The organism is Actinomyces slackii, assembly GCF_900637295.1.
Lineage (GTDB): Bacteria > Actinomycetota > Actinomycetes > Actinomycetales > Actinomycetaceae > Actinomyces > Actinomyces slackii.
Genome location: NZ_LR134363.1, coordinates 324834 through 347684 on the forward strand (window position 1 = coordinate 324834; position 22851 = coordinate 347684).

Sequence of the window (22851 nt, forward strand, 5' to 3'; positions counted from 1 at the left end):
GCACCACCAAGAGGATACGAGCAAAGGATCATAGGGCCCATGGCTATGACTCAGGACAACGCGACCTGGTTCGCCGAGGCCTTCTCCACCATCGTTGACAATGTTGGCAAGGCTCTCCTCGGCAAGGAGGAGGTGATCCGCCTGGCGCTGACCGCCATGCTGGCGGAGGGCCACCTGCTGCTGGAGGACGCCCCGGGAACGGGCAAGACCGCCCTGGCCCGCGCCCTGGCGGCCTCGGTGCAGGGGACGCACTCGCGCATCCAGTTCACCCCGGACCTGCTGCCCAGCGACATCACGGGTGTGACGATCTTCGACCAGGCCACCAGCTCCTGGCAGTTCCACCCCGGACCGGTCTTCTCCTCCATCGTCCTGGCCGATGAGATCAACCGCGCCAGCCCCAAGACCCAGTCAGCCCTCCTGGAGGTCATGGAGGAGTCGACGGTCACCGTGGACGGCAAGCGGCACGAGGCCGGGCGCCCCTTCATGGTCATCGCCACCCAGAACCCCGTGGAGCAGGCGGGCACCTACCGCCTTCCCGAGGCCCAGCTGGACCGCTTCCTGATGAAGACCTCCATCGGGTACCCCGCCCGCGAGGCCCTGACCCGCATCCTGGCCGGCTCTGCCAAGCCCGACCGCTCCAAGGGCCTGTCCCCCGTGGTGGCCTCCACCGTGGTGGCCTCCATGGCGGACCTGGCCGCGGACAACCACGTCGAGGACGCGGTGCTGGACTACATCGGCGCCCTGGTGGAGGCCACCCGCGAGGCCGATGAGACCCGCATGGGCGTGTCCACGCGAGGCGCCATCGGCATGACCCGCGCGGTGCGGGTATGGGCCGCGGCCCAGGGGCGCACCTTCGTGCTGCCCGACGATGTCAAGGACCTCGCCCAGGTGGTCTGGGCCCATCGCCTGGTCATGGACCCCGACGCCGAATTCACCGGCGCCACCGCCACGGGAGTCATCACCGCGGCCCTGGCCCAGGTCCCGGCCCCCACCCGCCGCAGCTGAGCCATGCCCTCCCCCGCCCCGACCGCCGCGCCGAGCCCCACGGCTCCGCTGGCCCAGCGCGCCCCCGTGGATGAGAGCGCCTGGGCCCGGCTGCGCAGGGCGCTGGCCCCCCTGGCGGCACCGGTGCGCCGGGTCCTCGGAGTGGTCAGCCCCGTGGGCTGGGCCGCCCTGGCGCTGCTCATCGCCTGCGCCCTGGCCGGGGCCTACCTGGGGTGGCAGGAGTCCTGGAGCGCCGCCATCGTCCTGGCACTGGTGGTGCTCACCGCGGGGCTCTGGCTCATTCCCCGTGGCAGTCACGTCGTCTCCCACGGCCTGCTCGAGCCGCGGGTAACCGTGGGGGACCACGCCCTCATCCGCGTCACGGTGGACAACTCCCGGGCCCGCCCCCTGCTGCCCATCCGCATGGAGATGCCCGTGGGGCCGGCCAAGGCCGTCTTCGTCGTGCCCACCCTCCCCCCGCACGGCCACCATGACCGCGGCTTCGTGCTCCCCACCCAGCGCCGCGGCGTCATCACCGTGGGGCCCGTCTCCTCGGTCTCGCGCGACCCCGTGGGCCTGCTTCACTCCGAGCGCGCCCGCACCGAGGCCCAGGACGTCCACATCCACCCGCGCACCCTGCGCCTGGGCACCGTGCTCCACGGGACCCTGCGGGATATCGAGGGGGCGGTGACCCAGGACCTGTCCAGCTCGGATGTCTCCTTCCACGCCCTGCGCGACTACATCCCCGGGGACGACCGCCGCAATGTCCACTGGCGCACCACCGCGCGCACCGGTCGGCTCATGGTGCGCCAGTTCGAGGAGACCAGGCGCTCCAGCCTCCTGGTGCTGCTGTCCACCCGCGCTCAGGACTACGCCGGCGAGGAGGACTTCGAGACCGCCGTGTCCATCGCCTGCTCCCTGGCCCTGGACGCCGTCCACGATGGTCGGGAGGTCCGCCTGCTGACCCAGATGGGCGAGGTCCCCACCGCCACCCCGATGCGCCTGCTGGACGCCTCCTGCCTGCTGGGCCTGGGCGAGGACGAGGACAGCGCCCTGCTGGCGCGCCACGGCTGCGCCTCCCACCCCGAGGCCTCGGTGGTCATCCTGGTCACCGGCCAGGACGTGGACCGGGCCACCCTGGCCCGCGCCCGCACGCACACCCCGCTGAGCATGGTCATGTTCGCGCTGCGCAGCGGATCGCGAGGGCTCTCGCGCCTGCATGCCGGCTCCCTGCCCGTGGTGGACCTGGACCGCCTCGAACAGCTCCCCACGGCCCTGAGGCGAGCGCTATGACCCCCTCCCTGACCGACACCCGCCCCCCGGAGACCCGCGGCAGCGGCCAGACCACGCGCAACTCCCCCTTCGCAGGAGTCTCCCGGGGTCCGGCCCTGGCGCGGGCCTCGCGCCCGGCACTGGCCTCGGGCCGCTTCTACGTCCCGCGCTCCAAGCCCATGCGCCCGCGCCTGGCCGCCGCCTGCCTGGAGCTGAGCCTGGCCGCAGCGGTGATCGCCCTGGGCACCCTGCCCTTCATTCCCGCATTCGGGGATCGCAGCGGCTATCTCATGGGGCTGGCGGGAGCCGCCATCGCCATGGCCGTGTCCGCCGTCTGCGGCCGGCTGCGCCTGAGCGCCATGCCCACCATCGCCACCCTGGGCATGACCCATGTGGCGGCGGCCACCCTGCTGCTGCCCGATGCCGGCTCGGGCATCGAGGCGCTGCGCAGCGTGCTGGCCTCCACGGTCACCGTGTGGCGCGACGCCCTGACCCTGCCGCTGCCCCTCAACGCCTTCATGGGGATGACGGCGCTGCCCTGGCTGGTCGGCTTCATCGTTTCCGCCCTGGTCACCCGCCTGGTCATCGTGGGGCGCGATGTTCTGGCGGGCCTGGCGGTCACTGCCGCTCCCGCCGCGGCCATCGCCTGGTCCGGCCAGACCGCCGTCATGCCCGCCGTGACGGGCCCCCTCCTGGCCGCAGCGGTGCTGGGGATCTGGTGCTGCGCCTCCCTGAGGCGACGACGCAGCCAGGTGGTCGAGGCCCTGGCCCCCTCGGCCCCCGGCGGCCCCTCCCCCGCCACGGGCAGGCAGGGCGTCCACCGCGCCACCAGGAGGAGCGCCGCCCTGGCCGTGGCCGTGGTAGCGGCCTTCACCGCCGCGACTCTCGTGGCGGCGCCGGGCGTGCCGGCGGCCCGATCCGTGCTGCGCGACCTGTTCGAGCCGCCCCTGGACCTGACCGAGTACGCCAGCCCCCTGTCCCTGGTGCGCAGCATCGAGACGGATCTGGCCAGCACCGAGCTGCTGCGCGTCACCGGCGCCCCCGAGGGCTCCCGGGTGCGCATCGCCGCCCTGGACTCCTACGACGGGCTGTCCACCCGCATCGGCGAGGACTCGGGCGGCGTCTCCCGCTTCGAGCGGATCGGGGAGAGCACGCCCCTGATCCCCTCTCCGGGCACCACCCAGGAGGTGGGCCTGACCGTCTCGGGCTACTCCTTCCCCTGGGTGCCCACGGTCTCGCAGACGGCCTCCCTGAGGATCACGGGCCCCCGGGCCGATGCGCTGCGCGAGAGCCTCTACTACGACTCCTTCTCCTCCACGGGGATCGTCACCGCGGGCATGGTCACGGGCGATGTCCTCACCGAGCGGGTCGACCCCTACACCGCGCCCTCCGAGGCCCAGCTCAAGGGCGCCTCGCTGTCCCGGGTCGCCCTGGGGGCGGTGGAGCAGGTGCCGCCCTCCGTATCCGCCCTGGCCCAGGAGATCGTGGGAGCCGAGTCCGATCCTCTGGTCCAGATCCGGGCCCTCCAGCACCGCCTGCGCACCAGCTACTACTCCGACGGCACCCAGAGTCCCTCCCAGCCCGGTCACGGCGCCGCCCGCCTGGCCGCCATGGTCGAGGCCGAGTCCCTGGTGGGCGACGACGAGCAGTACTCGGTGCTCATGATGCTCCTGTGCCGGTCCCTGGGCATTCCGGCCCGGGTGGTCATGGGATTCGACCCGGCCATGGATGGGGACGCGACGAATGTCACCGGCGAGGACATCCGCGCCTGGGTGGAGATCCCCTTCGAGGGCCTGGGCTGGGTCGCCTTCGACGTCACCCCCGACCGCGATCAGGTCCCCCAGCAGCAGACCACCCAGAAGGTCTCCAACCCCGAGCCCCAGGTGCTCCAGCCGCCGCTTCCCCCGCAGGTCCCCGCCGAGCTGCCGCCCTCCTATGAGGACCCGGAGCGCGACGACCCCCAGGATGACCCGGCCGGCGGCATCCCGACCCCGGTCCTGGTCGCCCTCGGCATCGGGGGGCTGCTCCTGGCCCTGGCGGCCACGATCCTCACCTGGAAGCTCATCCGGCGCTCCCGGCGACGACGCCGCAGCGGGGTCGATCAGGCCCTGGGCGCCTGGGACGAGATCGTCGATCGCGCCCGTGACCTGGGTCGAGTCGCCCCCTGGGGCCTGACCCGACGGGAGGCGGCCAAGGACCTGGCGGAGCACTTCCCCCGGGCTGATCTCACCAGGTTCGCCCGTGCCGTGGACACTCATGTGTTCGGTCATGGAGAGCCGACGGCGTACTCTCTCAGGGAGCTGTGGAACTCGTCGGACGCGATTGTGCGCGCCATGGGCGCGGACCGTTCACGGCTGCGACGAGTCATGGCACGCTTGTCACTGCGTTCTCTTGCTCACCCAGCCGAGCGGGAGGCTCGCCGTCCCCCCAGGAGGTTCCGCTCATGACGACGACTCATCCTCCATCCCGCGCCGATCGGCCGCGGTCAGCGCCGCAGACCGGCGGTCGGGGGGCTGCGCGCTCGGCCCGGCCGGGGGCGCGGCTTCTGGCCGCCATCATCGACCTGATCCTGGGCGCCATCCTCATCGGCCTCATCATGGCCGGACTGCTGCTGGCCAAGCAGACGCTGTCCATCAGCGCGACGGCGGCCGTGGTGACGGTGGCGCTCCTGCGCGGCCTCATGCTGGCCGTCACCGGCTGGAGCCCCGGCGGGAGGCTGGCGGGGGTGCGCTTCGTGGGCGCCCGGAATCTGCGCCCCTCGCCCCTGGGGGTCTTCCTGCACGGCGATCTCACGCTCGTGGTCATGGTTCCCACGCTGGGCCTGGGCGGCATCGCCCTTCTGCGCTCCGTGGCCAAGGACCCCGAGGGGCGGGGATGGCATGACCGCATTGCGGGCCTGGTGGCCATCACCACCCGGGGCGGGTCGGCCTCCCAGTCCGCGACGGGCCCAGCGGGCGCGACGGGCGCGCCCTCCCACAAGCAGCCCTCCCAGACCCGCTCCACCACGGGGCGGGCCGGACAGGCCGGACGGGCCGGACAGACCGCTGCAGGCCCGCCCGCTGGGCGATCCGCCTCCGCGCAGCCCCCGGCCGGATCGCCCGCGGCCCGGCGGCCTGCCGCGAGCAGGCCCGAGGAGTCGACTGTGACCAAGGAGACACAGCCGGCGGAGGCATCCGCCACCGGGACCAGGCCGGAGTGGCGCCACCGCGCCGCCGGCCCGGCCGCTCCAAGCGACCGCGGTCCCGGCCGCGCCGGCGCGAGCCCGCCTCCCAGCGGTGGGCGGCCCCATGCGGTCGCCCCCGGATCCGCCATGGCGACGCCTGCCAGCGCGCCCGCCTCGAGGGCCCCTCGCACCCCTGAGGATCTGGGACGCGCCACGGCCCGCCCCAGCGCATCCGCCTCGAGCTCACCGTCCTCAGATTCAGGCGCGCTGGACGCAAACCCCGTACCATCGCAGGCGATGGAAGCACGACACGCCAAAGACCAGTCCGGAGCGTCCCAGTCGGGGCAGGCGGCCTCGCCCGCGGCGCCGTCGCCCACCCCGCAGGGCCCGGTTCCTCAGCGCGAGAGCCTCTTCGCCGCGGAGCGCTACAGCTTCTCCGGCTCCAGGCGGCGCAATGCCGATGTGGCCCACACCTTCGACACGGCGAGGATCCTGCAATCCACCGAGCACTCCACCCAGGCCCTCATCGACTCGGTGCCCTGGTCCTCTGTGCCGACCTCGCTGGACTCCACGACCATGGACTCCCTGCCCGACCAGATCCGCTCGGCGATGCAGGACGACAGCGATCAGGGCGCCACGGAGCAGTTCACCCTGCCCGGTGATCCGCTCCCGCTCCGCTCCACCTCGGCGGATGGCCAGCCGCAGAGCATCAGGCCCATGGCCATGCCCTCGCCGACGTCGCCCTCGCCGACGTCGCCCTCGCCGACGTCGCCCTCGCCGACGCCCAGCGGCTCCGGCAGCCCCAACCTGCTCGACCCCAACGAGGTTCCCCGCACGGATGCGGCCTCTCCGGCCGCTCCCGCCACGCCTCCGAGCCCGGCGCCCCGGATCGCTCCCAGAACCGCGCCGATCCCGCCGGCCTCCGTGCCGCCCGCCGCGTCCAGCGGTCCGTCCAGCGGTCCCTCCCGGCACGCGGCGGCCGGACCGACCGATGCCTCACCGGCCAGCCCCTACGGGCCCTTGTCGCCCGCAGCAACCGCCTCCCCCGCAGCGCAGGGCTCGCCGTCGACCGCCTCCGACGACCTGGCGACCCCCGCCCAGCCGGCGCTGATCTCCACCCCCTTGGAGCCCAGCTCCTCGGCGGGAATGGCACCGCCCAGCCGGGGCACTCGCCGTGGTGCTCACGCCGCTCCGCAGGCCGCCCGGCCCCAGGGCTCGGATTTCTCCCCGCGCCCCGTGCCGGAGGCCCTGGAGCCCAAGGCCGACTCCTCAGCACCCTCAGCGCCCTCAGCGCCCTCAGCGCCCTCGTCCTCCGCGCGCCCGGCCATCCGCCGGCCGGTTCCCCCCACCATGGAGGTGCCTCGGATCTCCCGGCGCCGCCAGGCCAAGAGTCAGGCCTCGGCAGGGCGCCCAACCCCGCCGCTGCCCGGCACCATGCCTCAGCCGCCGCGGGCGTCGGCCTCCAGCCCGCCGCTGTCCGTTCGCCTCATCCCCCTGCTGGGCGGGGACCCGATCGTCATCCACGAGCCCACCGTCGTGGGTCGGGATCCTGACAACATCTCCTCCTACCAGGGCGCTGAGCGCGTGGCGCTCGATGACCCCACGCGCTCGGTCTCCAAGACCCACGCGGCCATCTTCCCGCTGCTGGACGGCATCTGGGTGACGGATCTGCACTCGACCAACGGCACCCGCGTGGAGGGCAAGGACGGCTCGGCCACTCATGCCGATCCTGATGTCGCCATGCCGGCCATGGACGGCTCGACCGTGTTCTTCGGGCGCATCGGCTTCCGTGTCGAGGTGATCTGAGCGACCGGCCCGCAGGGCCCCCTCGTGTCCAGCCGCCTTGCGCCGGAGCGCGGCTCGCGGGCCTGGGCATGCCCCGCCTGCCCCGTCAGCCGCGGGACGACGGCGCGGAGGTCAGCGGGGCTCAGGGGGTGTCGATGCAGGCGGTCACCGAGGGCGAGGACTTGCCGTCGTCGCGCACGGCGGAGACCTCCAGGCAGGTCCGCCCGGAGCGGGCCGGGATGGAGGCCGTCGTGGTCTTGGTGGGCTCGACATCCGTCTTCTCACCGGGAACCACCTCCCGGTAGAGATAGCTGCCCTTCCACTCGGGGCTGGGAGCATCCCAGGTGAAGACCACGGAGCCATCCTCCTCCACCTCGCCGCGCAGATTAGTGGGGGGCTCCACCGCCGCCTCGACAGGGCTGACCTTGGGCGGTGCGATGGTCTGGAAGGTCGAGTTGCCCCCCGCGCTCTCCCGCTGCTGGGCGACGACGATGGCCCCGATGACCAGGGCGACCAGGACCAGGCCGGCCACGATGGCGACCACCAGTCGCCAGCGGCTCTCGCGCGCCGGGGCGGCCTCCTCCTCTGACTCCTCGTCGTAGCCGATGGGGCGCGGGAGCTGGGGGCCGGGGCTGTCATCCACCCGCATGGCCATGCCGTCGCTGGTGATCTCCACGCGGGAGAACACCCCCATGTGGGTGGCCTCGTCCTCCTCCTCGGGCCGCTGGGGACGGGCCGTCGTGGCCTCGGCCTCATGGAAGAGGTCGACGGTGGTGATGGGCAGGTCGAGCTCGGCCTGGACCTGTTGGAGCGCACGGGCGAAGGCCAGGGCGGTGGGGTAGCGGGACTCGGGGTTCTTGTCCATGGCCACGGACAGGACCCGGTGCAGGGAGGGGGGAGCGTCCTGGCGCCCCAGGGGCGGCAGCGGATCCTTGACGATCCTGCGGGAGAGCTCGTAGACATCGGGCGCCCCATCAACCTCGAAGGGGCTGCGGCCGGTGAGCATGGCGAAGGTGGTGGCGCCCAGGGAGTAGACGTCGGAGGCGGGGTTGGCCGAGCGCATCCCCACCAGCTGCTCGGGCGGGGCCCAGGGCACGCTCATGCCCCGCAGCTCCTCGGAGCCCTCCGGGCCGCTCATCGCTGAGATGCCGAAGTCCGAGAGCACGGGGCGGCGATAGGTGGTGAACAGGATGTTGGCGGGCTTGATATCCCGGTGAACGATCCCGGCACGGTGCGCCGTCTCAACGGCCCCGGCGATCTGGATGGCGATGGACAGGGCCTCGCCCACGTTGAGAGCGCCCTGGCGCAGGATCGCCCCCAGCTGCGGCGGCGGGCAGTACTCCATGACCAGGAAGGGATGCCCGTCCGTGGAGACGCCGGCACCGTAGATGGACAGGATGGCCGGGTGCGAGGAGACCCGGGCCATGAGGTTGGCCTCGGACTCGAAGCGACTGGCCGTCCTGTCCTCCACGTCCGCATTCATCACCTTGACAGCGACCTCGCGGCGGGGCATCTGCTGCTCGAACAGGTATACCGTCGAGTAGCCCCCCGCCCCGAGGTCGCTGAGATAGGTGAAGCCCGCGATGACCGGGGGCGTCCCGTGGCGTTCGAGCATCAAGGCAGATTCTCAAAGGTGAGGGTCTGACCGTCGCCGAGATCCAGCACATCACCGCTGCGCAGGAGCACGGGGTTGGAGGCGGCCAGGCGCACCGAGGCCTCTCCCTCGCGGTTGAGAATGGTTCCGTTGCAGTTGCCCAGGTCCTGGGCCAGCACGCTCCACGCATCGAGCTCGATGAGGATGTGATTGCGTGAGACCAGCTGGTTGGGGCTGGGGATCTGCAGCGGAAGCACCGGGACGTCGGCCACCGAGGAGACGGAGTCCGCCACCGGGCCCCGCCCCACCAGCACGGGCTGGCTCAGTGCCACCGACTCCCCCGCCGAGGTGACCATCCGCCCCAGAGGCGGGCAGGCCACCGACTTGGCCGGGCGGTTGAGCTCGGCCCCGCACTCACGGCAGGTGGTGTAATTGGTGGGGTTGGGGTGGCCCTGGCCGCAGACCGCGGAGAGCACCACGCGCACGGCCTCCGGCTCGGCGGGCGAGACCAGGGGAAGAGCCTCCTGCTCCGCCTCCTTCTCATCGCCGCCGATGAGGCTAACGAGCTGACCCACCAGATCCTCGGGCAGACCCGCGACGGTGTGCCCGTCATGGTCGCCGAATCGGGGCGCCTCCTGGAGAAGCACTGAGGAGGCCGGGGCCTCCGCCTCTCCGCGCTCTCCATGCTCTGCGCTCCCGCCGGCACCGCCCGCGGGCGGGGTCACCGAGGCCTGCTCGGAGTCCCCAGTGGAGACGCCCTGGCTCAGCAGCTCAGCGCGCAGCTCCTCGGACAGGTCGTCGGGCAGGCTCGCGATGGTGCGCCCGTCATGATCCCCGGGCCGGTCCTCAGCGCTGAGCCTCAGGGCCTCGGCCAGGGCGGCCTCGTCCTCCACGCCGGGAGGAGGGGGCGGGGCGATGAGGCCATCGGCCACATCCTGCCCCGGCAGCCCCGCATCCAGGGCGAGCGCCTCCGGGTCGGAGATCATGGGGGCGGCCGCCGGCTCGGGCATGTCGAAACCGGCCTCGACCGTCCGGCCCGCCTCAACGGCATCGTCCGAGAGCGCCTCGGCGTCAGGCGCCTCGACAAGCCCGGCCGGGCCCTGCGGGCCCTCGTCGAGCAGGTCGAGGGCCGGTTGCTCGGGCGACTCGACGAGGAAGTCGGGAAGCGGCACCGAGGGCGCCTCCTCCACGGCCTGCGCCTCGCGGGAGACGGAGTCCTCCACCTCGGCGGGCAGCCGGACCTCCAGCTCCTCGCCCAGGATCGGATCGGCGACCCGGTCGAAGGGCCCGTCCTCCAGCGGCCCGCCGGCCTGCGCGGCAGCGGCGAGCACCGCGGCCTCAGCAGGCGGCTCGACGGCCTCGACCGGCTGGTCGGCGTCCTCAGTGGACGGAGCCTCAGCCTCCACGGCCTCCACGGCCTCCTCAGCCTCGGCGGCGGCGTCCTCGATCAGGGCCCGCTCCAGGGCCTCGTCCGTCGTGACGGCCTCGTCGGCCTCATCGGCCTGCGCGGCCTCGACAAGGCCCTCCTCCAGGAAGTCCGGGTAGAGAGGCGAGACGCTCTCATCCTGCCCCAGAGGGGCCTGCCCGCTCAGGGCGGGGACGTCGTCGAGCTCAGGGGTCGCGGCGGCACTGGAAGGAGCATCATCGGAGGCCTCGGCCTGCGGTGCATCCTGGTCCTGGGGACCCGGCTCAACATCAGCATCATCGGTGGCGGCGTCGGACTCGACGCCGAGATCGGCTACTGGTGCGAGGGCACCTGCTCGATCAGGGTCGTCCTCCTCACCGTCCTCGGTCTTGGAGCGCCCGCCCTTGATGACCAGGCGGCTGGTTCCCACGATGGCGTCGGTGGCCGGGCGCAGGAGGGCCGTCGTCTTCTGAGACGTGTGCGCCACCACGGAGGTGGGGGCGGTGAATGTCGTCTCGAACCAGGTGGTGATGCCGGTGGCGTCGACGGGGTGACCGTCCACCTCCACCTTGGCCTCGCCGCGCAGCGCCATGTGGAAGACGTCGTCGGGCGTGGTCACGGCCAGGAGGAAGTCCGGGATCGCACCCAGACGACCGCCCATGCCCATCACCAGCTCATCGAGGGCGTGGGTCAGGGATCCCTCCTCGCTGCGCAGCAGCCACCACAGGCGCTCCGTGAGGTCCTGGGGGACATCGGGGGGCAGCAGCATCACCGCACGATCGGTGATCACACCGCTCCACGAGCCCTCGGCCCACCAGACAACATTCTTCGAGTTATTGGTCATCTTCCTCTCCTCAACGGACGACACATACTCCGTCACCCAAGTATGCCTGCCTCCCCCGGCCCACGTGACCCTGCTGGCCGGGAGCGAGACGACGAACACCCTCGTCGACCTCGATATGAGTCCCATTGGTCGAGCCAAGATCCGTGACGTAGACCCCATCTGGCGCGGGGAGCACCAGGGCATGGGTCTTGGATACCGAGTCCTCACCCTCCAGCACGGTCACGAGATGAGCCTCGGGGTGGGATTTAATCGCCGTGGGCCTGCGGCCCAGAACCAGCGGGCCCGTGACAGGTATCACTGCGCCCTCGAAGACCAGGGAGCACAGGGCGCGCGAGGTCCGGCGCGAGGAGAGCATGACCGTTCCGGCCATGCGATCGAACCAGGAGCGATGCTCGCCCCCGCTCAGGCTGCGCCACATGAGGACCAGGGCGCCGATGCCCGCCGTCGGCAGAGCCGCCAGCAGGAGGAAGGCCACATAGACCACCGCGGACCATCCCGGGGGGCCTCCGGGGTCGACCACCCGCCGCATGCGCACCCCGCTGACCAGCCCGCCGGGCGAGGCGCCCGTCAGCGCCATCATGAGAGTCATCACAGCGATGAGCAGCGCGCAGGCGCCCAGCGCCCACATGACGCCCCTGCCGATGAGGAGCGTGAAAACTGCAAGAATCAGCAAGAGATCCACCAGCGCGCGGATGCTGCGGCTACCAGTCGTGGCAGGCATAATTGCTACGTGGTGCTCTCGGACTCTCATAGGACAGACATAGTAGGCGTCTAGATGACTAGAGTGCATCGGTGTAGAGGTCTCGGAAGGAGCACAACGTGCAGATCGCGGTCACGCCTGATCCCCAGCGCTGGGTGATCATCCCGCCCTTCCCGCCCCCGGGCTGGGCCAGGGAGGAGGCGCGGCACCGCAGCGCCCACCTGGGTGTGACCGGACCGCAGTGGCGCTCCGAGCTGGAGTCCCTGCTGGGCGAGCTCCAGTCCATGGAGCGCCAGGGGCGCTTCGCCCGGCTCATGCACATCGACGACGTCGCCAACCCGCCCTTCGTGGTGGACCTCAGCCTGGAGATCGCCGGGGATGACGGCTCCAAGGAGGGCCGGCGGGCCACCCAGCGGGCCCTCATCGCCTCCATGCTCCCCACGACCGAGCCGGTGCGCCTGCGCCCCGGCCATGACATGGCCGGCTTCTCCGCCTTCGGCGAGGGCTCGGGTCCCACTCAGGGCGCCGTCGTGCTGCGGCTGGCGGGCCTGCCCACGGTCCCCGTTGACCTGGTCATGCGCCTGTGGGGCGCCGCGGCCCCATCCATCTCCCCCCATCTGGACGATCTGGTCGAGCTGGCCCGCCAGGTCGCGCCGGTCTGACCCGGCCCCCTCCCCAGAGCCTGTCCGGGACGACGACGTCCTGCTAAGCGCGACCGGCCCGGACCGCAGCCCGGATCCCGACCATCCCCCTCACGCCGCCCTAGGCCCCCAGGCCCAGCGACTCGACCTCCTCGGCTGCCGCCAGCCACTGCTCCTCGATCCGGGCGTGCTCGGCCTGAGCGGTGGCCAGCTCGCGGCCCAGCTCGGCGAGCTCGCCCAGGCGCGCGGGATCGGCTGAGACCTCCTCCAGGCGGGCGTGAAGGGCCTCAACCGCCGCGGCGGCCCGATCCAGGCGCCTCTCAATGCGCGCCAGGCCCTTGGTCGCCTCTCGCATCCGCGCCCCGTCGGGACGCGCCGGGGAGGCGGGCCGCGATGCTCCGCGCGCGCCAGAGCCCTGGCCCGACCGCCTCGAGGGCGTCGGGGCCTGGCCGCCCAGCCCCTGGCGGCGCAGCTCCAGGTACTGCTCCACACCGCCGGGCAGGGCCCGCAGGGCCCCGTCCCCCAGCAGGGCCATCTGGTGGTCGGTCACCCGCTCCAGCAGGTAGCGGTCGTGGGAGACCACCACCAGGGTTCCGGGGAAGGAGTCCAGGATGTCCTCCACCGCCGCCAGGGTGTCGGTGTCCAGGTCGTTGGTGGGCTCATCGAGCAGCAGCACATTGGGCTCGGTCATGAGCAGGCGCAGCAGCTGAAGGCGGCGCCTCTCACCGCCGGAGATCTCACCCACGCGGGTCCAGGCCCGCTGACGGGTGAAGCCCAGGCGCTCGACGAGCTGGGCGGCCGTCAGCTCCTTGCCGCCCACCACGACCCGCTCCCCCACCATGGAGACCGCCTCCACCACGCGCAGGTCGGCCAGCTCATCGAGCTCATGGGTGGACTGGGACAGGGTGGCCACCGCCACGGTCTTGCCGCGCACCACGCGGCCAGAGCTCGGCTCCTGGGTGCCGGCCAGCAGGCGCAGCAGGGTGGTCTTGCCCGCGCCGTTGACGCCGACGATGCCCACCCGCTCCCCGGGCGCCAGTCGCCAGGTCACCCGCTCCAGGACCGTGCGCTGCTGGGGGCCCGCGCCGTCCGGGTAGCGCACGGCCACATCCTCCAGGTCGATGACGCGCTTGCCCAGGCGGGCCGTGGCCATGGCCATGAGCTCGACCGTGTCACGCGGCGGGGGGACATCGGCGATGAGGGCCTCGGCGGCCTCGATGCGGAAGCGCGGCTTGGAGGTGCGGGCCGGGGCTCCCCGGCGCAGCCAGGCCAGCTCCTTGCGCAGCAGGTTCTCCCGCTTGGCGGCCGCCGCCGCTGCCTGGCGGGCGCGCTCGGCGCGGGCCAGGACGTAGGCGGCATAGCCGCCGTCGTAGGTCTCGATGCCGCCGGGGACCTGGGCGCGGCCCCCGCCCGGGTCGGCGCCGGGCACGACCTCCCACACATGGGTGCAGATCGCGTCGAGGAACCAGCGGTCGTGGGTGACGGTGACCAGGGCGCCCGCGCGCCTTCCGGCGAAGCGCTCATGGAGGTGGCGGGCCAGCCAGTCCACGCCCTCAACATCCAGATGGTTGGTGGGCTCGTCCAGGATGACGACGTCGGCCGGCGCGGTCAGCACGGAGGCCAGGGCGACGCGCCGGCGCTGGCCACCGGACAGGGTGGCGACATCGGCCCGCAGGTCCAGATCGGCCAGGAGGCCCGCGTGGATATCGCGCACCGCGGCATCCGAGGCCCACTCATGCTCGGGGACCTCGCCGTGAACGGCGCTGCGCACCGTGGTCCCGGCCACGAGGTCATCGCCCTGGCCGAGCATGGCCAGTCTCACCCCGCCGGTGCGCGTGACGCGACCGCCGTCGGGCTCGCGCTGGCCGGACAGGGCGGACAGGAGAGTCGACTTCCCGGCCCCATTGGGTCCCAGGACCCCCACCCTGGTGCCGTCCTCAATGCCCAGGGTCACGCCGTCGAGCAGGATCCGCGAGCCGACGACGAGGCGCAGCCCCTCGACCCCCAGCAGATGCGCCATCAGCCCACCACCCGCGCTCCGGCCACAGGAGCGTCGGCGCGCAGGGCCTCGGCGCACAGCCCACTGGACATCAGGGCCCGGGCCACCCGCTGGGCCCCGGCGGCGTCCGCCACCAGGGCGGCCACGGTGGGCCCCGACCCCGAGACGATCGCCCGCAGGGCACCGGCGGCCTCCGCCACGGCGATGACATCGGCCAGCTCCGGCCGCAGGTCCAGGGCCGCGGCCTGCAGGTCATTGTGCAGGCAGGCGGCCAGGGCCTGAGGGCTGCCCGAGCGCAGCGCGACGGTCATGGCCTCGCTGACCTCCTGGGGGCCTCCCCGCCCTGCTCCCATCTCATCGAAGCGGGCGAAGACCTCGGGGGTGGACAGGCCGCGGTGGTGGAGGGCGAAGACCCACTGGTAGGTGCCGCGCGCCATCAGGGGGGTGACCATGTCCCCGCGCCCGTGCCCCACCGCGGTGGAGCCCAGCAGCGGGAAGGGCACGTCCGCGCCGAGCCGGGAGGCCAGGGACATGAGCTCACCCGTGCCCAGCCCGGTTCCCCACAGGGCGTTGCAGGCCACCAGGGCGGCGGCCGCATCGGCCGAGCCACCGGCCATGCCCCCCGCCACGGGCACCCGCTTGCGCACCAGCAGGTCCACGCCCTCGCTCACCCCGGTGGCCTCGGCCAGAATGTGGGCGGCGCGCACGGCGAGATTGGAGGCGTCGGTGGGCACGGCGTCGTCGGGCTCCTCCAGGGCCAGGGTGATCTCGCCGAGGGCCTGGGCGGACTGGCGCCGCGCGGTGATGGTCTCGATGAGGCGCACCGCCTGGAACACCGTGGTCAGGGGGTGGTAGCCATCAGGCCCCGGGGCGCCGACCGACAGGAAGAGATTGACCTTCCCGGGCGCCTCGACGCGCACGGATGTGGCCGAGCCCGAGCGCGCAGGCCAGGGCCCGCTCCCGCAGGGGACCGAACGAAGATGACTCATGGCTTCTCCTTGGCATCGCTGCCTCCCGGCTCCCGGGCGAACAGCTCCTGGGCAAGGCCGGCGAAGGCGGTCGCATCGAGTCGCTCGCCGCGCTCGGCCGGGTCGATGCCGGCGGCGCGCAGCGCCCGCTCCGCGGCCTCCGGCCCCCCGGCCAGGGCGGCCAGGGCCTTGCGCAGGGTCTTGCGCCGCTGGGAGAAGGCGGCGTCGATGACGGCGAAGACCTCCTCGCGCGAGGCGGCCGTGACGGGGGGCTCGCGCCGGATGAGCTCGACCAGGGCGGAGTCCACATTGGGAACCGGCCAGAACACCGAGCGCGAGATGGTGATGGTGCGCCGCGCCGAGGCGTACCAGGCCGTCTTGGCGCTGGGCACGCCGTAGGTGCGCGATCCGGGCGGCGCGGCCAGGCGGTCGGCGACCTCGGCCTGGACCATGACGGTGGCCGACTCCAAGGAGGGCAGGGCCTCGAGCAGGGTCAGCAGCACCGGCACGGCCACGTTGTAGGGCAGGTTGGCCACCAGGCGCACGGGCAGGGCCCCGCCCAGGTCCTGCGGCCCGGTGATGCCGAGGGCGTCGGCCTCGATGACGCGCAGGTCCGTGCTGGCCGCCGGCATCCTGTCGGCAACGGTCACGGGCAGGGCCCGGGCCAGCCGCGGATCGATCTCCACGGCGGTCACCCGCGCCCCGGCCTCCAGGAGGGCCAGGGTCAGTGAGCCCAGGCCCGGCCCGACCTCGAGGATCTCCTGACCGGGGGTCACTCCGGCGCCGCGCACAATGCGCCGCACGGTGCTGGCATCGTGGACGAAGTTCTGCCCGAGGGTCTTGGTGGGGCGGATACCCAGGGCGTGGCACAGCCCGCGCACCTCGGCGGGGCCCAGCAGGCCCGAGGTCGGGTCCGCGGCGCCGGGCCGGCTGCTGCGCGATGGGCTCATGGCGGTCGCTGCCTCACTCCTGTCCTGGGCCCGGGGCGCGGCGCCACCGGGCTCACCAGGACACAGTAGCGGGACTCACTCCACGTTCCCATCAGGAGGGGCTGGCCGCCCGCCTGGGTGCGGCGCGACGGCGGCCAGTCCGCGGCCGGATGTCAGTCGGATGTCAGCCGAATGTTCGGCCAGATCAGCGCCGGGCGGCGGGAGTCAGCGCCTCACAGCAGGCCGAGCTTGGCGGCGCAGTGGGGCCACTGGCCCCAGCCGGCGCTCTGCTGAAGCGCCTGGGCGCGCATGGTCTGCTCCTCGGCACTGGCCTCGGAGGGAAGACCGGATCCGCCCACGGACTGCCAGGTCTGCAGGGAGAACTGGTAGAGGCCGTAGTAGCCGTTGCCGGTGTTGGCCGTGGGGTCGCCGCCGGACTCGCACTGGGCGAGCTGGGCCCACACGCCCTCGGGGGCGCTCCCACCGGAGCTGGAGCCACCGGAGCCGGCGTCGCCGGAGCCGGAGTCCGAGCCGGAGGAGTCCGCCTCCGCGGTGGGGGCCGCCTGGGGGGCCTGGGAGGACTCAGCCGATCCCGTGTCCTTGGGGGCGGGTGTCTTGTCCGCCTGCGTGGCGGTTCCCACCAGGACGACCTCGTCGACGGCCTGGGTGACCACGACGCTGGAGATCTCCACCCGGGAGGTCTCCTTGCCATCCACCAGGGTGACCTGATAGGTGGTGCGCACCACGCCGTCGACGCCCTCGGTCTCCACCCGGGTCTCACCCTCGGGCACCGAGGCGGAGGGCTTCTCCACCCTGCCGTGGGCCTGGGTCGTCTCCTCGGTCACCGTGGTCACCGTCGCCGCGCCCTGGGTGGCCGCAGCCACCGGCTGTCCGGATCGGCCCCCCTCGGCGCCCAGGTCCTGGCCGCTCAGGGCAGCCGTTGAGGAACTGGGGCCATCGCCCGTGGCCACGACCGCCGCATAGGCGCCGCCGGAGACGACCAGGGACAGCGCGGCGGCGCTGAGAGCGGCGCGCAGCAGCATCGGCCGACGCGATGGCCGCTCAGCGGGCTCATCCTGAACCGCCTCGGCGGGGTCGATGAGGGGGTCCGGGATCGTCATATCAGGCATGGGAGGCACAGGGGATGTCCTTACGTGTCGGCGGTCCGCACACGGTAACGGACGCGTCTCACGCCGGGCAATGCTCCCCATCACAGATGCTCCTTCGCGCATGCCCGCAGGTTGCGGATATGAGCCCGGCCACCCTCGGATGAGGGTGGCCGGGCTCATGGCACAGGGAGGATGGGGTAGGTGGGTCAGTACCAGCCGACGGACTCGGAGTGAGCCCAGGCTGCGCAGGGAGTGCCGTAGCGGCCGGAGATGTATCCCAGGCCCCAGGTAATCTGGGTGGTGGGGTTGGTCGCCCAGTCCGAACTGACGGAGGCCATCTTATCGCCCGGCAGGGACTGGGGGATGCCGTATGCGCCCGAGGAGGGATTCTGAGCCTGGTAGTTCCAGTTGGACTCGCGCTCCCACAGGCTCTCCAGGCAGGAGAACTCGGAATCGCCCCAGCCGTATCCGGCCATCATCGAGCGGGCGATGGCCTTGGCGCCCTCGGGGGTGGTTCCCGCACTGGAGTCGGCGGCCGGGGCGGGAGCCTGCTCGGTGGTGGAGGTGGATGCCGGGGCCTCCGTGGCGCCGGAGTCCGTCGGGGCGCTGGTGGACCCGCTCTCGGCGGGGGCGGATGCGGAGCCGGTTCCCACCAGGACGACCTCATCGACGGCCTGGGTGACCACGACGCTGGAGATCTCCACCCGGGAGGTCTCCTTGCCGTCCACCGAGGTGACCTGGTAGGTGGTGCGCACCACGCCGTCGACGCCCTCGGTCTCCACCCGGGTCTCGCCCTCGGGCACCGAGGCGGAGGGCTTCTCCGTCTTGCCGTGGGCCTGGGTGGTCTCCTCGGTCACCGTGGTCACCGTCGCCGCGCCGTCGTCGGCCACCGTGACGGCCTCACCGGCCGGGGCCCCGTTGGCCTCACCGCCCAGGGCGGCCAGGGTGTTGCCCCCGAGCCCGCCCTGCTCATCCTGGGCCGCCACAGCGGCGTAGGCGCCACCGGAGACCGCCAGGGACAGAACCGCCGCGGCGCCGCCCGCCCGGAAAAGCATGGGGCTCAGCGGGGTCCTCGCGGGACCTGCCGCACGACGACGGCCATGGCCGGTCGAGGCAGGGGTCAGGCCCCGGGACGCCAGGGCGCCGAGCTCCACAAGAGTGGTGTTCAGTGAACTGGTCTGAGAGTGACGACCCACGATGTGTCTTCCTTCGCTGTACGGACTTGCGTCACCGTAGCGGATCATCCGCAAGGATGACTATGCACCTGCTCACATCCGATCCGCTTGTGACAGAACCGTGCAAAGTACAACTGGTTCCGCCCTGGAATGAACCTGACACCAGCCTGGGAGCGCGATTTGCCCCGGCGCCTGGGCCCCGGTCACCAGGTGCCGTAGACGGACTCGGTGCGCGCCTGCAGCCCCAGGCAGAAATCCCTCAGATCCCGCCCCCGGGCCTCGGCCAGGAAGCGCACCGTCGCCCCCATGAGATAGGAGCCGTTGGGGCGCCCCCGCCACGGGGTGGGGGGAAGATAGGGAGCATCGGTCTCCACCAGCAGCAGCGACTCTGGGATCTGCCTCACGGCCGAGCGCAGGTCCTCGTTGGCGGGGTAGGTGATGGGCCCGGCGATGGAGGCGTACCAGCCGTGCTCGGCGCAGGCGCGGGCGAGCTCGACCCCGCCGGAGAAGCAGTGGAAGACGGTGCGCTGCGGGGCGCCGTCGGCCAGGAGGACCTCCAGGCAGGCGCCATGGGCGTCCCGGTCGTGGATCTGCAGGGGCAGGTCGAGCTCCTTGGCCAGGGCGATATGGGCTCGGAAGGACTCGCGCTGAACAGCCGCGCCGGCCGGCCCGGTGCGGAAGAAGTCCAGTCCGGACTCCCCCACCGCCACCACATGATCCCGATTCGCGCGAATCGTGGCCTCCAGCCGGGACAGGGCCTGATCGAGGCCCTCCCCGTGGTGGTCCATGACGCGCGGGGCCAGGCCGTCGGGGCCGATCTCGCGCACACCGGCGTGCACAACCGCCTCATTGGGGTGGATGGCCAGGGCCGTGCGCACCCCGGGCAGGCTGCGGGCCAGCTCCAGGCTCGGCTCCCAGGCGGTGGTCTCGCAGGCCGAGGTCACGATCCTCGTCACGCCCGCGGCCCGGGCCCGGTCCACCAGCTCCGCCGCGCTCAGCGGCGCCTGGGAGCCGGGGCCGCCCTCATCGCCGGGAACCGGAAGGTGCGCGTGATTGTCGGTGACCGGGGCCGGCAGCGGGGCGACGGCGTCGGCCGGCGGCCAGGAGCGGTCGCGCTTGGCGGAGCCCATGGGGTCAGGCGCCGGTGACGTCGTCGGGCAGGGAGTCGGCGTAGCGGGCCAGCTCCTCCTCGACGATGGCCTCATCGAGCTTGGTGAACACCGGGGTGGGCTTGGCCACAGGCACCCCCACGGACACCGGGTGGCGCCGCCAGGCGGGCACGGCGCTGTAGTCACCGGTGATGATGGGGTAGCCGGTGCGCCCGGCGAAGGCCTCGGGCAGGACGCCGGGGTCGAGCTCCTCGGCCTCCTCGATCCGGGGCATGGGGGCCACCTGCCCCTGGCCGCCCAGGATGCGATCGACCTCGTTGGCCGCATGCGGCAGGAAGGGGGAGAGCAGGAGGTTGAGGTCGGCGACGGCCTGGGCCAGGGTGTGCAGGATCGTGGCCAGCCGCTGGCGCGTGGCCTCATCCTCGCCCTTGAGCTTGAAGGGCTGGGTGTCGGCCACGTACTTGTTGGCCTCCCCCACCAGGCGCATGGCCTCGGCCAGGGCGGCCTTCTGCCGGTGGCGGGCGATGAGGTCACCCACCGAGGCGAAGCCCGTCTCGATGGCCTCCAGCAGGGCGCGATCGATCTCCTCCAGCTCGCCGGGGGCCGGGATGGCGCCGAAGCGCTTGTGGATCATGGAGGCGGTGCGGTTGACCAGGTTGCCCCAGCCGGCCACGAGCTCGCCGTTGGTGCGGCGCACGAACTCCGCCCAGGTGAAGTCGGCGTCCGCGGTCTCCGGGCCGGCGGCGCAGATGAAGTAGCGCAGGGCGTCGGCCTGGTAGCGCTCGAGGAAGTCGCGCACATAGATGACGATGCCGTGGGAGGAGGAGAACTTCTTGCCCTCCATGGTGAGGAACTCGCTGGAGACCACCTCGGTGGGCAGGTTGAGCACGCCCATGGAGCCGGCCGTCACGCCCGGCTCGCCCTGACGGCTGCCCTGGCCGTTGTGCCCCAGGAGCTCGGCGGGCCAGATCTGGGAGTGGAAGACGATGTTGTCCTTGCCCATGAAGTAGTAGGACAGGGCCGCCGGGTCGTTCCACCAGGCGCGCCATGCCTCGGGGTCGCCGGTGCGCCGCGCCCACTCGATGGAGGCCGACAGGTAGCCGATGACCGCGTCGAACCAGACGTAGAGGCGCTTGGTGGGCTGGTCCTCCCAGCCGGGCACGGGGATGCCCCAGTCGATGTCACGGGTCATGGCCCGCGGGCGGATGTCCCCCAGGAGGTTCTGGGAGAAGCGGATGACATTGGGGCGCCAGGTGCCCGAGGCCTCGCGCTCATCAAGCCACTCGCCCAGGGCCTGGGCCAGGGCGGGCAGGTCGAGGAACCAGTGCGTGGACTCCACGAACTCGGGGGTCTCGCCGTTGATCCGCGAGCGCGGGCTGATGAGGTCGGTGGGGTCGAGCTGGTTGCCGCAGCTGTCGCACTGGTCGCCGCGGGCGCCCTGCGTGCCGCAGATGGGGCAGGTCCCCTCGATGTAGCGGTCGGGCAGGGTCCGGCCAGTGGAGGGGGAGATGGCTGAGCGGGTGACCTGCTGGACCATGTAGCCGTTGTCGCGCACCGTGCGGAACATCTCCTGGACGACGGCGTAGTGGTTGCCCGCAGTCGTCCGGGTGAACAGGTCGTAGGACAGGCCCAGGGCCACCAGGTCCTCAACGATGAGCCTGTTGTTGCGGTCCGCCAGCTCGCGGGCGCTGACGCCCTCCTGGTCGGCGGCCACCAGGATGGGCGTGCCGTGCTCATCGGTGCCCGAGACCATGAGGACCTCATGGCCCGCCATGCGCATGTAGCGGGAGAAGACGTCGGAGGGGACGCCGAATCCGGCGACATGACCGATGTGGCGGGGGCCATTGGCGTAGGGCCAGGCGACCGCGGACAGGATGTGCGTCATGGCCCAAGCCTATCCGCTCGCCGCGCCAGACCCGTATGGTGTCCTTGGCGGTGGCCTCCAGCGGCGCTGCCGCTCCCGGTTGGGCCCGCGGCTCACCGGGGTTCCCGGACAGGCTCTTGCCAGGAAGATTGCGATGACCCAGCCTCAGTACGGCCCTCAGCAGGGCGGCCCCTACGGGCCGGCCCAGCCGGCGCCGGGCTACGACCCGAATGCCGCAGCAGGCCCGCAGTACGATCAGTTCGCCCCGACGGCGGCCTACTCCGCGAGCGCCGCGGCACAGGCGGGGGCGGCGCAGCCCGGAGCATCTCAGCCGGTCTCCGGCGCCTATCCCCCGGCAGGCCCCGGCCAGGACCCCTACTACGGGCAGGGGCAGCAGGCGCAGTACCCCGGCCAGGCCTCCCAGCCGGTCCCGTCGGCCCAGTCGGCGGCCCAGTCAGCGCCGTCGGGCGGCTACGTGCCGGCGGCGGGCTACCAGCCGACGGGAGGGACCCCCTACTCCTCGCCCGCGCCCCAGAGCGCGCCTGCGCCGTCGCCCGCAGCCGCCGCGACTCCCTCGCTGAAGGCCCCCACGATCATCCTGTCAGTGTCCGCGGCAACCGTGGCCCTGGCAATCATCCTGGTGATCGGCTTCGGCGTCCAGCTGGCGGGCTTGAACGACGGTATGAGCGAGATCAACTCCAATGGTGCGGTGAAGGCCGAGCTCACCTCGAATGAGAAGTACGGCCTCTACCACACGGGCACGGCCCCCGAGTGCACCGTGCAGGATCCCGACGGCGAGGACGTCTCGATCGACTCGGCCTCCGGGCGGATCAACAAGGAGGATCACTTCGGCACCTTCACCGCCACGAGCTCGGGCGCCTACACGATCACCTGCTCCGGCGAGGATGCCGGCGCCTCCTATGTCAGCGAGCTGGTCACCGAGAAAGACACATACCGGGACGGCATGATCGTCATCCTCGCAGGCCTCGTGGGAGTGCTGGCGATCTTCCCGCTCATCGGCGCGACCATTGTTCGCGCCCGGCGCGCCAAGGCTCACCAGCGGGCGAGGATCTCCTCCCTCTCGCAACAGCAGCAGCAGTCCTGGCCCTCGGCGCCGCAGGGCGCCGCCCACTTCGGCCAGCCCAGCCAGCCGGTCCAGCCCACCCAGCCCATGCAGCCCAGCCAGCCCTTCACCCAGCCCGGTCAGCCAGGAGCGCCCGGCGGCTATCCCGGGGCCTGGGGGCCTGGCCAGGGCTGAGGCCGGCACCGGGCCGCGCACGACGTCGTCGCCGGGGCCTGACCGGATGCCG

General features: G+C 72.5%; 16 protein-coding genes. 6 read left to right on the plus strand and 10 right to left on the minus strand.

Annotated features, from left to right (window positions below; translation table 11 throughout):
* Positions 1–39 precede the first annotated feature (39 nt).
* From EL266_RS01360 to EL266_RS01375, 4 genes are read left to right on the plus strand one after another with little or no spacing between them, the layout of a single operon-like run.
* Complete coding sequence (locus EL266_RS01360; protein ID WP_026426708.1) at positions 40–1005, plus strand: AAA family ATPase; 966 nt, start codon at positions 40–42, stop codon at positions 1003–1005.
* A gap of 3 nt (positions 1006–1008) precedes the next feature.
* Positions 1009–2277: a DUF58 domain-containing protein gene (locus EL266_RS01365; RefSeq protein ID WP_126412043.1), complete on the plus strand. Its 1269-nt coding sequence runs from the start codon at positions 1009–1011 to the stop codon at positions 2275–2277.
* A complete protein-coding gene (locus EL266_RS01370; protein WP_084500631.1) occupies positions 2274–4703 on the plus strand; it encodes a transglutaminase-like domain-containing protein in 2430 nt (809 codons plus the stop codon). The genes EL266_RS01365 and EL266_RS01370 overlap by 4 nt, the downstream gene beginning before the upstream one ends.
* Positions 4700–7225, plus strand: coding sequence for an RDD family protein (locus tag EL266_RS01375; RefSeq protein WP_051281059.1), 2526 nt, complete (start codon positions 4700–4702; stop codon positions 7223–7225). Before EL266_RS01370 ends, EL266_RS01375 begins: the two co-directional genes overlap by 4 nt.
* A gap of 121 nt (positions 7226–7346) precedes the next feature.
* Here EL266_RS01375 and EL266_RS01380 read toward each other — a convergent pair whose 3' ends face one another.
* The 3 genes from EL266_RS01380 to EL266_RS01390 are packed head-to-tail and all read right to left on the minus strand — an operon-like array spanning position 7347 to position 11729.
* Positions 7347–8819, minus strand: coding sequence for a serine/threonine-protein kinase (locus EL266_RS01380; protein WP_026426705.1), 1473 nt, complete (start codon positions 8817–8819; stop codon positions 7347–7349).
* The gene (locus EL266_RS01385; RefSeq protein WP_026426704.1) at positions 8819–11047 is read right to left on the minus strand and encodes an FHA domain-containing protein; all 2229 of its coding nucleotides are present in this window, start codon (positions 11045–11047) and stop codon (positions 8819–8821) included. Before EL266_RS01385 ends, EL266_RS01380 begins: the two co-directional genes overlap by 1 nt.
* Before the next feature lie 10 nt (positions 11048–11057).
* The gene (locus EL266_RS01390; protein WP_232012072.1) at positions 11058–11729 is read right to left on the minus strand and encodes an FHA domain-containing protein; all 672 of its coding nucleotides are present in this window, start codon (positions 11727–11729) and stop codon (positions 11058–11060) included.
* Positions 11730–11866: 137 nt separating this feature from the next.
* Between EL266_RS01390 and EL266_RS01395 the strand changes: the two genes are divergently transcribed.
* Positions 11867–12409 carry a hypothetical protein gene (locus EL266_RS01395; protein ID WP_026426702.1) on the plus strand — a complete coding sequence of 181 codons (543 nt, stop codon included), beginning with the start codon at positions 11867–11869 and terminating at the stop codon, positions 12407–12409.
* Positions 12410–12509: 100 nt separating this feature from the next.
* On the opposite strand, the gene EL266_RS01400 is transcribed toward EL266_RS01395, so the two are convergent.
* From EL266_RS01400 to metG, 7 genes are all read right to left on the minus strand, one after another.
* Complete coding sequence (locus EL266_RS01400) at positions 12510–14408, minus strand: ABC-F family ATP-binding cassette domain-containing protein (protein ID WP_026426701.1); 1899 nt, start codon at positions 14406–14408, stop codon at positions 12510–12512.
* Positions 14408–15376, minus strand: coding sequence for a 4-(cytidine 5'-diphospho)-2-C-methyl-D-erythritol kinase (locus EL266_RS01405; protein WP_026426700.1), 969 nt, complete (start codon positions 15374–15376; stop codon positions 14408–14410). The genes EL266_RS01400 and EL266_RS01405 overlap by 1 nt, the downstream gene beginning before the upstream one ends.
* A complete protein-coding gene (gene rsmA, locus EL266_RS01410; RefSeq protein ID WP_034514790.1) occupies positions 15373–16305 on the minus strand; it encodes a 16S rRNA (adenine(1518)-N(6)/adenine(1519)-N(6))-dimethyltransferase RsmA in 933 nt (310 codons plus the stop codon). The genes EL266_RS01405 and rsmA overlap by 4 nt, the downstream gene beginning before the upstream one ends.
* A 212-nt stretch (positions 16306–16517) precedes the next feature.
* Complete coding sequence (locus EL266_RS01415; RefSeq protein ID WP_232012073.1) at positions 16518–17405, minus strand: resuscitation-promoting factor; 888 nt, start codon at positions 17403–17405, stop codon at positions 16518–16520.
* A gap of 194 nt (positions 17406–17599) precedes the next feature.
* The gene (locus EL266_RS01420) at positions 17600–18589 is read right to left on the minus strand and encodes a G5 domain-containing protein (RefSeq protein WP_026426698.1); all 990 of its coding nucleotides are present in this window, start codon (positions 18587–18589) and stop codon (positions 17600–17602) included.
* Between the two features lie 182 nt (positions 18590–18771).
* Entirely contained in the window at positions 18772–19698 is a 927-nt protein-coding gene (locus tag EL266_RS01425) for a TatD family hydrolase (RefSeq protein ID WP_026426697.1), read from the minus strand.
* Between the two features lie 4 nt (positions 19699–19702).
* A complete protein-coding gene (gene metG / locus EL266_RS01430) occupies positions 19703–21562 on the minus strand; it encodes a methionine--tRNA ligase (protein WP_026426696.1) in 1860 nt (619 codons plus the stop codon).
* A gap of 133 nt (positions 21563–21695) precedes the next feature.
* Here metG and EL266_RS01435 point away from each other — a divergent pair, with 133 nt between their 5' ends.
* Positions 21696–22799 (plus strand): hypothetical protein, encoded by a 1104-nt coding sequence (locus EL266_RS01435; RefSeq protein WP_026426695.1) that lies wholly within the window; start codon positions 21696–21698, stop codon positions 22797–22799.
* The last annotated feature ends 52 nt before the right edge of the window (positions 22800–22851 follow it).

Excerpts from the sequence above, each read along its gene's own strand:
- EL266_RS01435 (WP_026426695.1), top strand. The coding sequence starts at position 21,696 with ATGACCCAGCCTCAGTACGGCCCTCAGCAGGGCGGCCCCTACGGGCCG.
- EL266_RS01425 (WP_026426697.1), bottom strand. The coding sequence starts at position 19,698 with ATGGGCTCCGCCAAGCGCGACCGCTCCTGGCCGCCGGCCGACGCCGTC.
- EL266_RS01400 (WP_026426701.1), bottom strand. The coding sequence starts at position 14,408 with ATGGCGCATCTGCTGGGGGTCGAGGGGCTGCGCCTCGTCGTCGGCTCG.
- EL266_RS01415 (WP_232012073.1), bottom strand. The coding sequence starts at position 17,405 with ATGACGATCCCGGACCCCCTCATCGACCCCGCCGAGGCGGTTCAGGAT.
- EL266_RS01405 (WP_026426700.1), bottom strand. The coding sequence starts at position 15,376 with ATGAGTCATCTTCGTTCGGTCCCCTGCGGGAGCGGGCCCTGGCCTGCG.
- rsmA (WP_034514790.1), bottom strand. The coding sequence starts at position 16,305 with ATGAGCCCATCGCGCAGCAGCCGGCCCGGCGCCGCGGACCCGACCTCG.
- EL266_RS01375 (WP_051281059.1), top strand. The coding sequence starts at position 4,700 with ATGACGACGACTCATCCTCCATCCCGCGCCGATCGGCCGCGGTCAGCG.
- EL266_RS01360 (WP_026426708.1), top strand. The coding sequence starts at position 40 with ATGGCTATGACTCAGGACAACGCGACCTGGTTCGCCGAGGCCTTCTCC.
- EL266_RS01380 (WP_026426705.1), bottom strand. The coding sequence starts at position 8,819 with ATGCTCGAACGCCACGGGACGCCCCCGGTCATCGCGGGCTTCACCTAT.
- metG (WP_026426696.1), bottom strand. The coding sequence starts at position 21,562 with ATGACGCACATCCTGTCCGCGGTCGCCTGGCCCTACGCCAATGGCCCC.
- EL266_RS01365 (WP_126412043.1), top strand. The coding sequence starts at position 1,009 with ATGCCCTCCCCCGCCCCGACCGCCGCGCCGAGCCCCACGGCTCCGCTG.
- EL266_RS01385 (WP_026426704.1), bottom strand. The coding sequence starts at position 11,047 with ATGACCAATAACTCGAAGAATGTTGTCTGGTGGGCCGAGGGCTCGTGG.
- EL266_RS01370 (WP_084500631.1), top strand. The coding sequence starts at position 2,274 with ATGACCCCCTCCCTGACCGACACCCGCCCCCCGGAGACCCGCGGCAGC.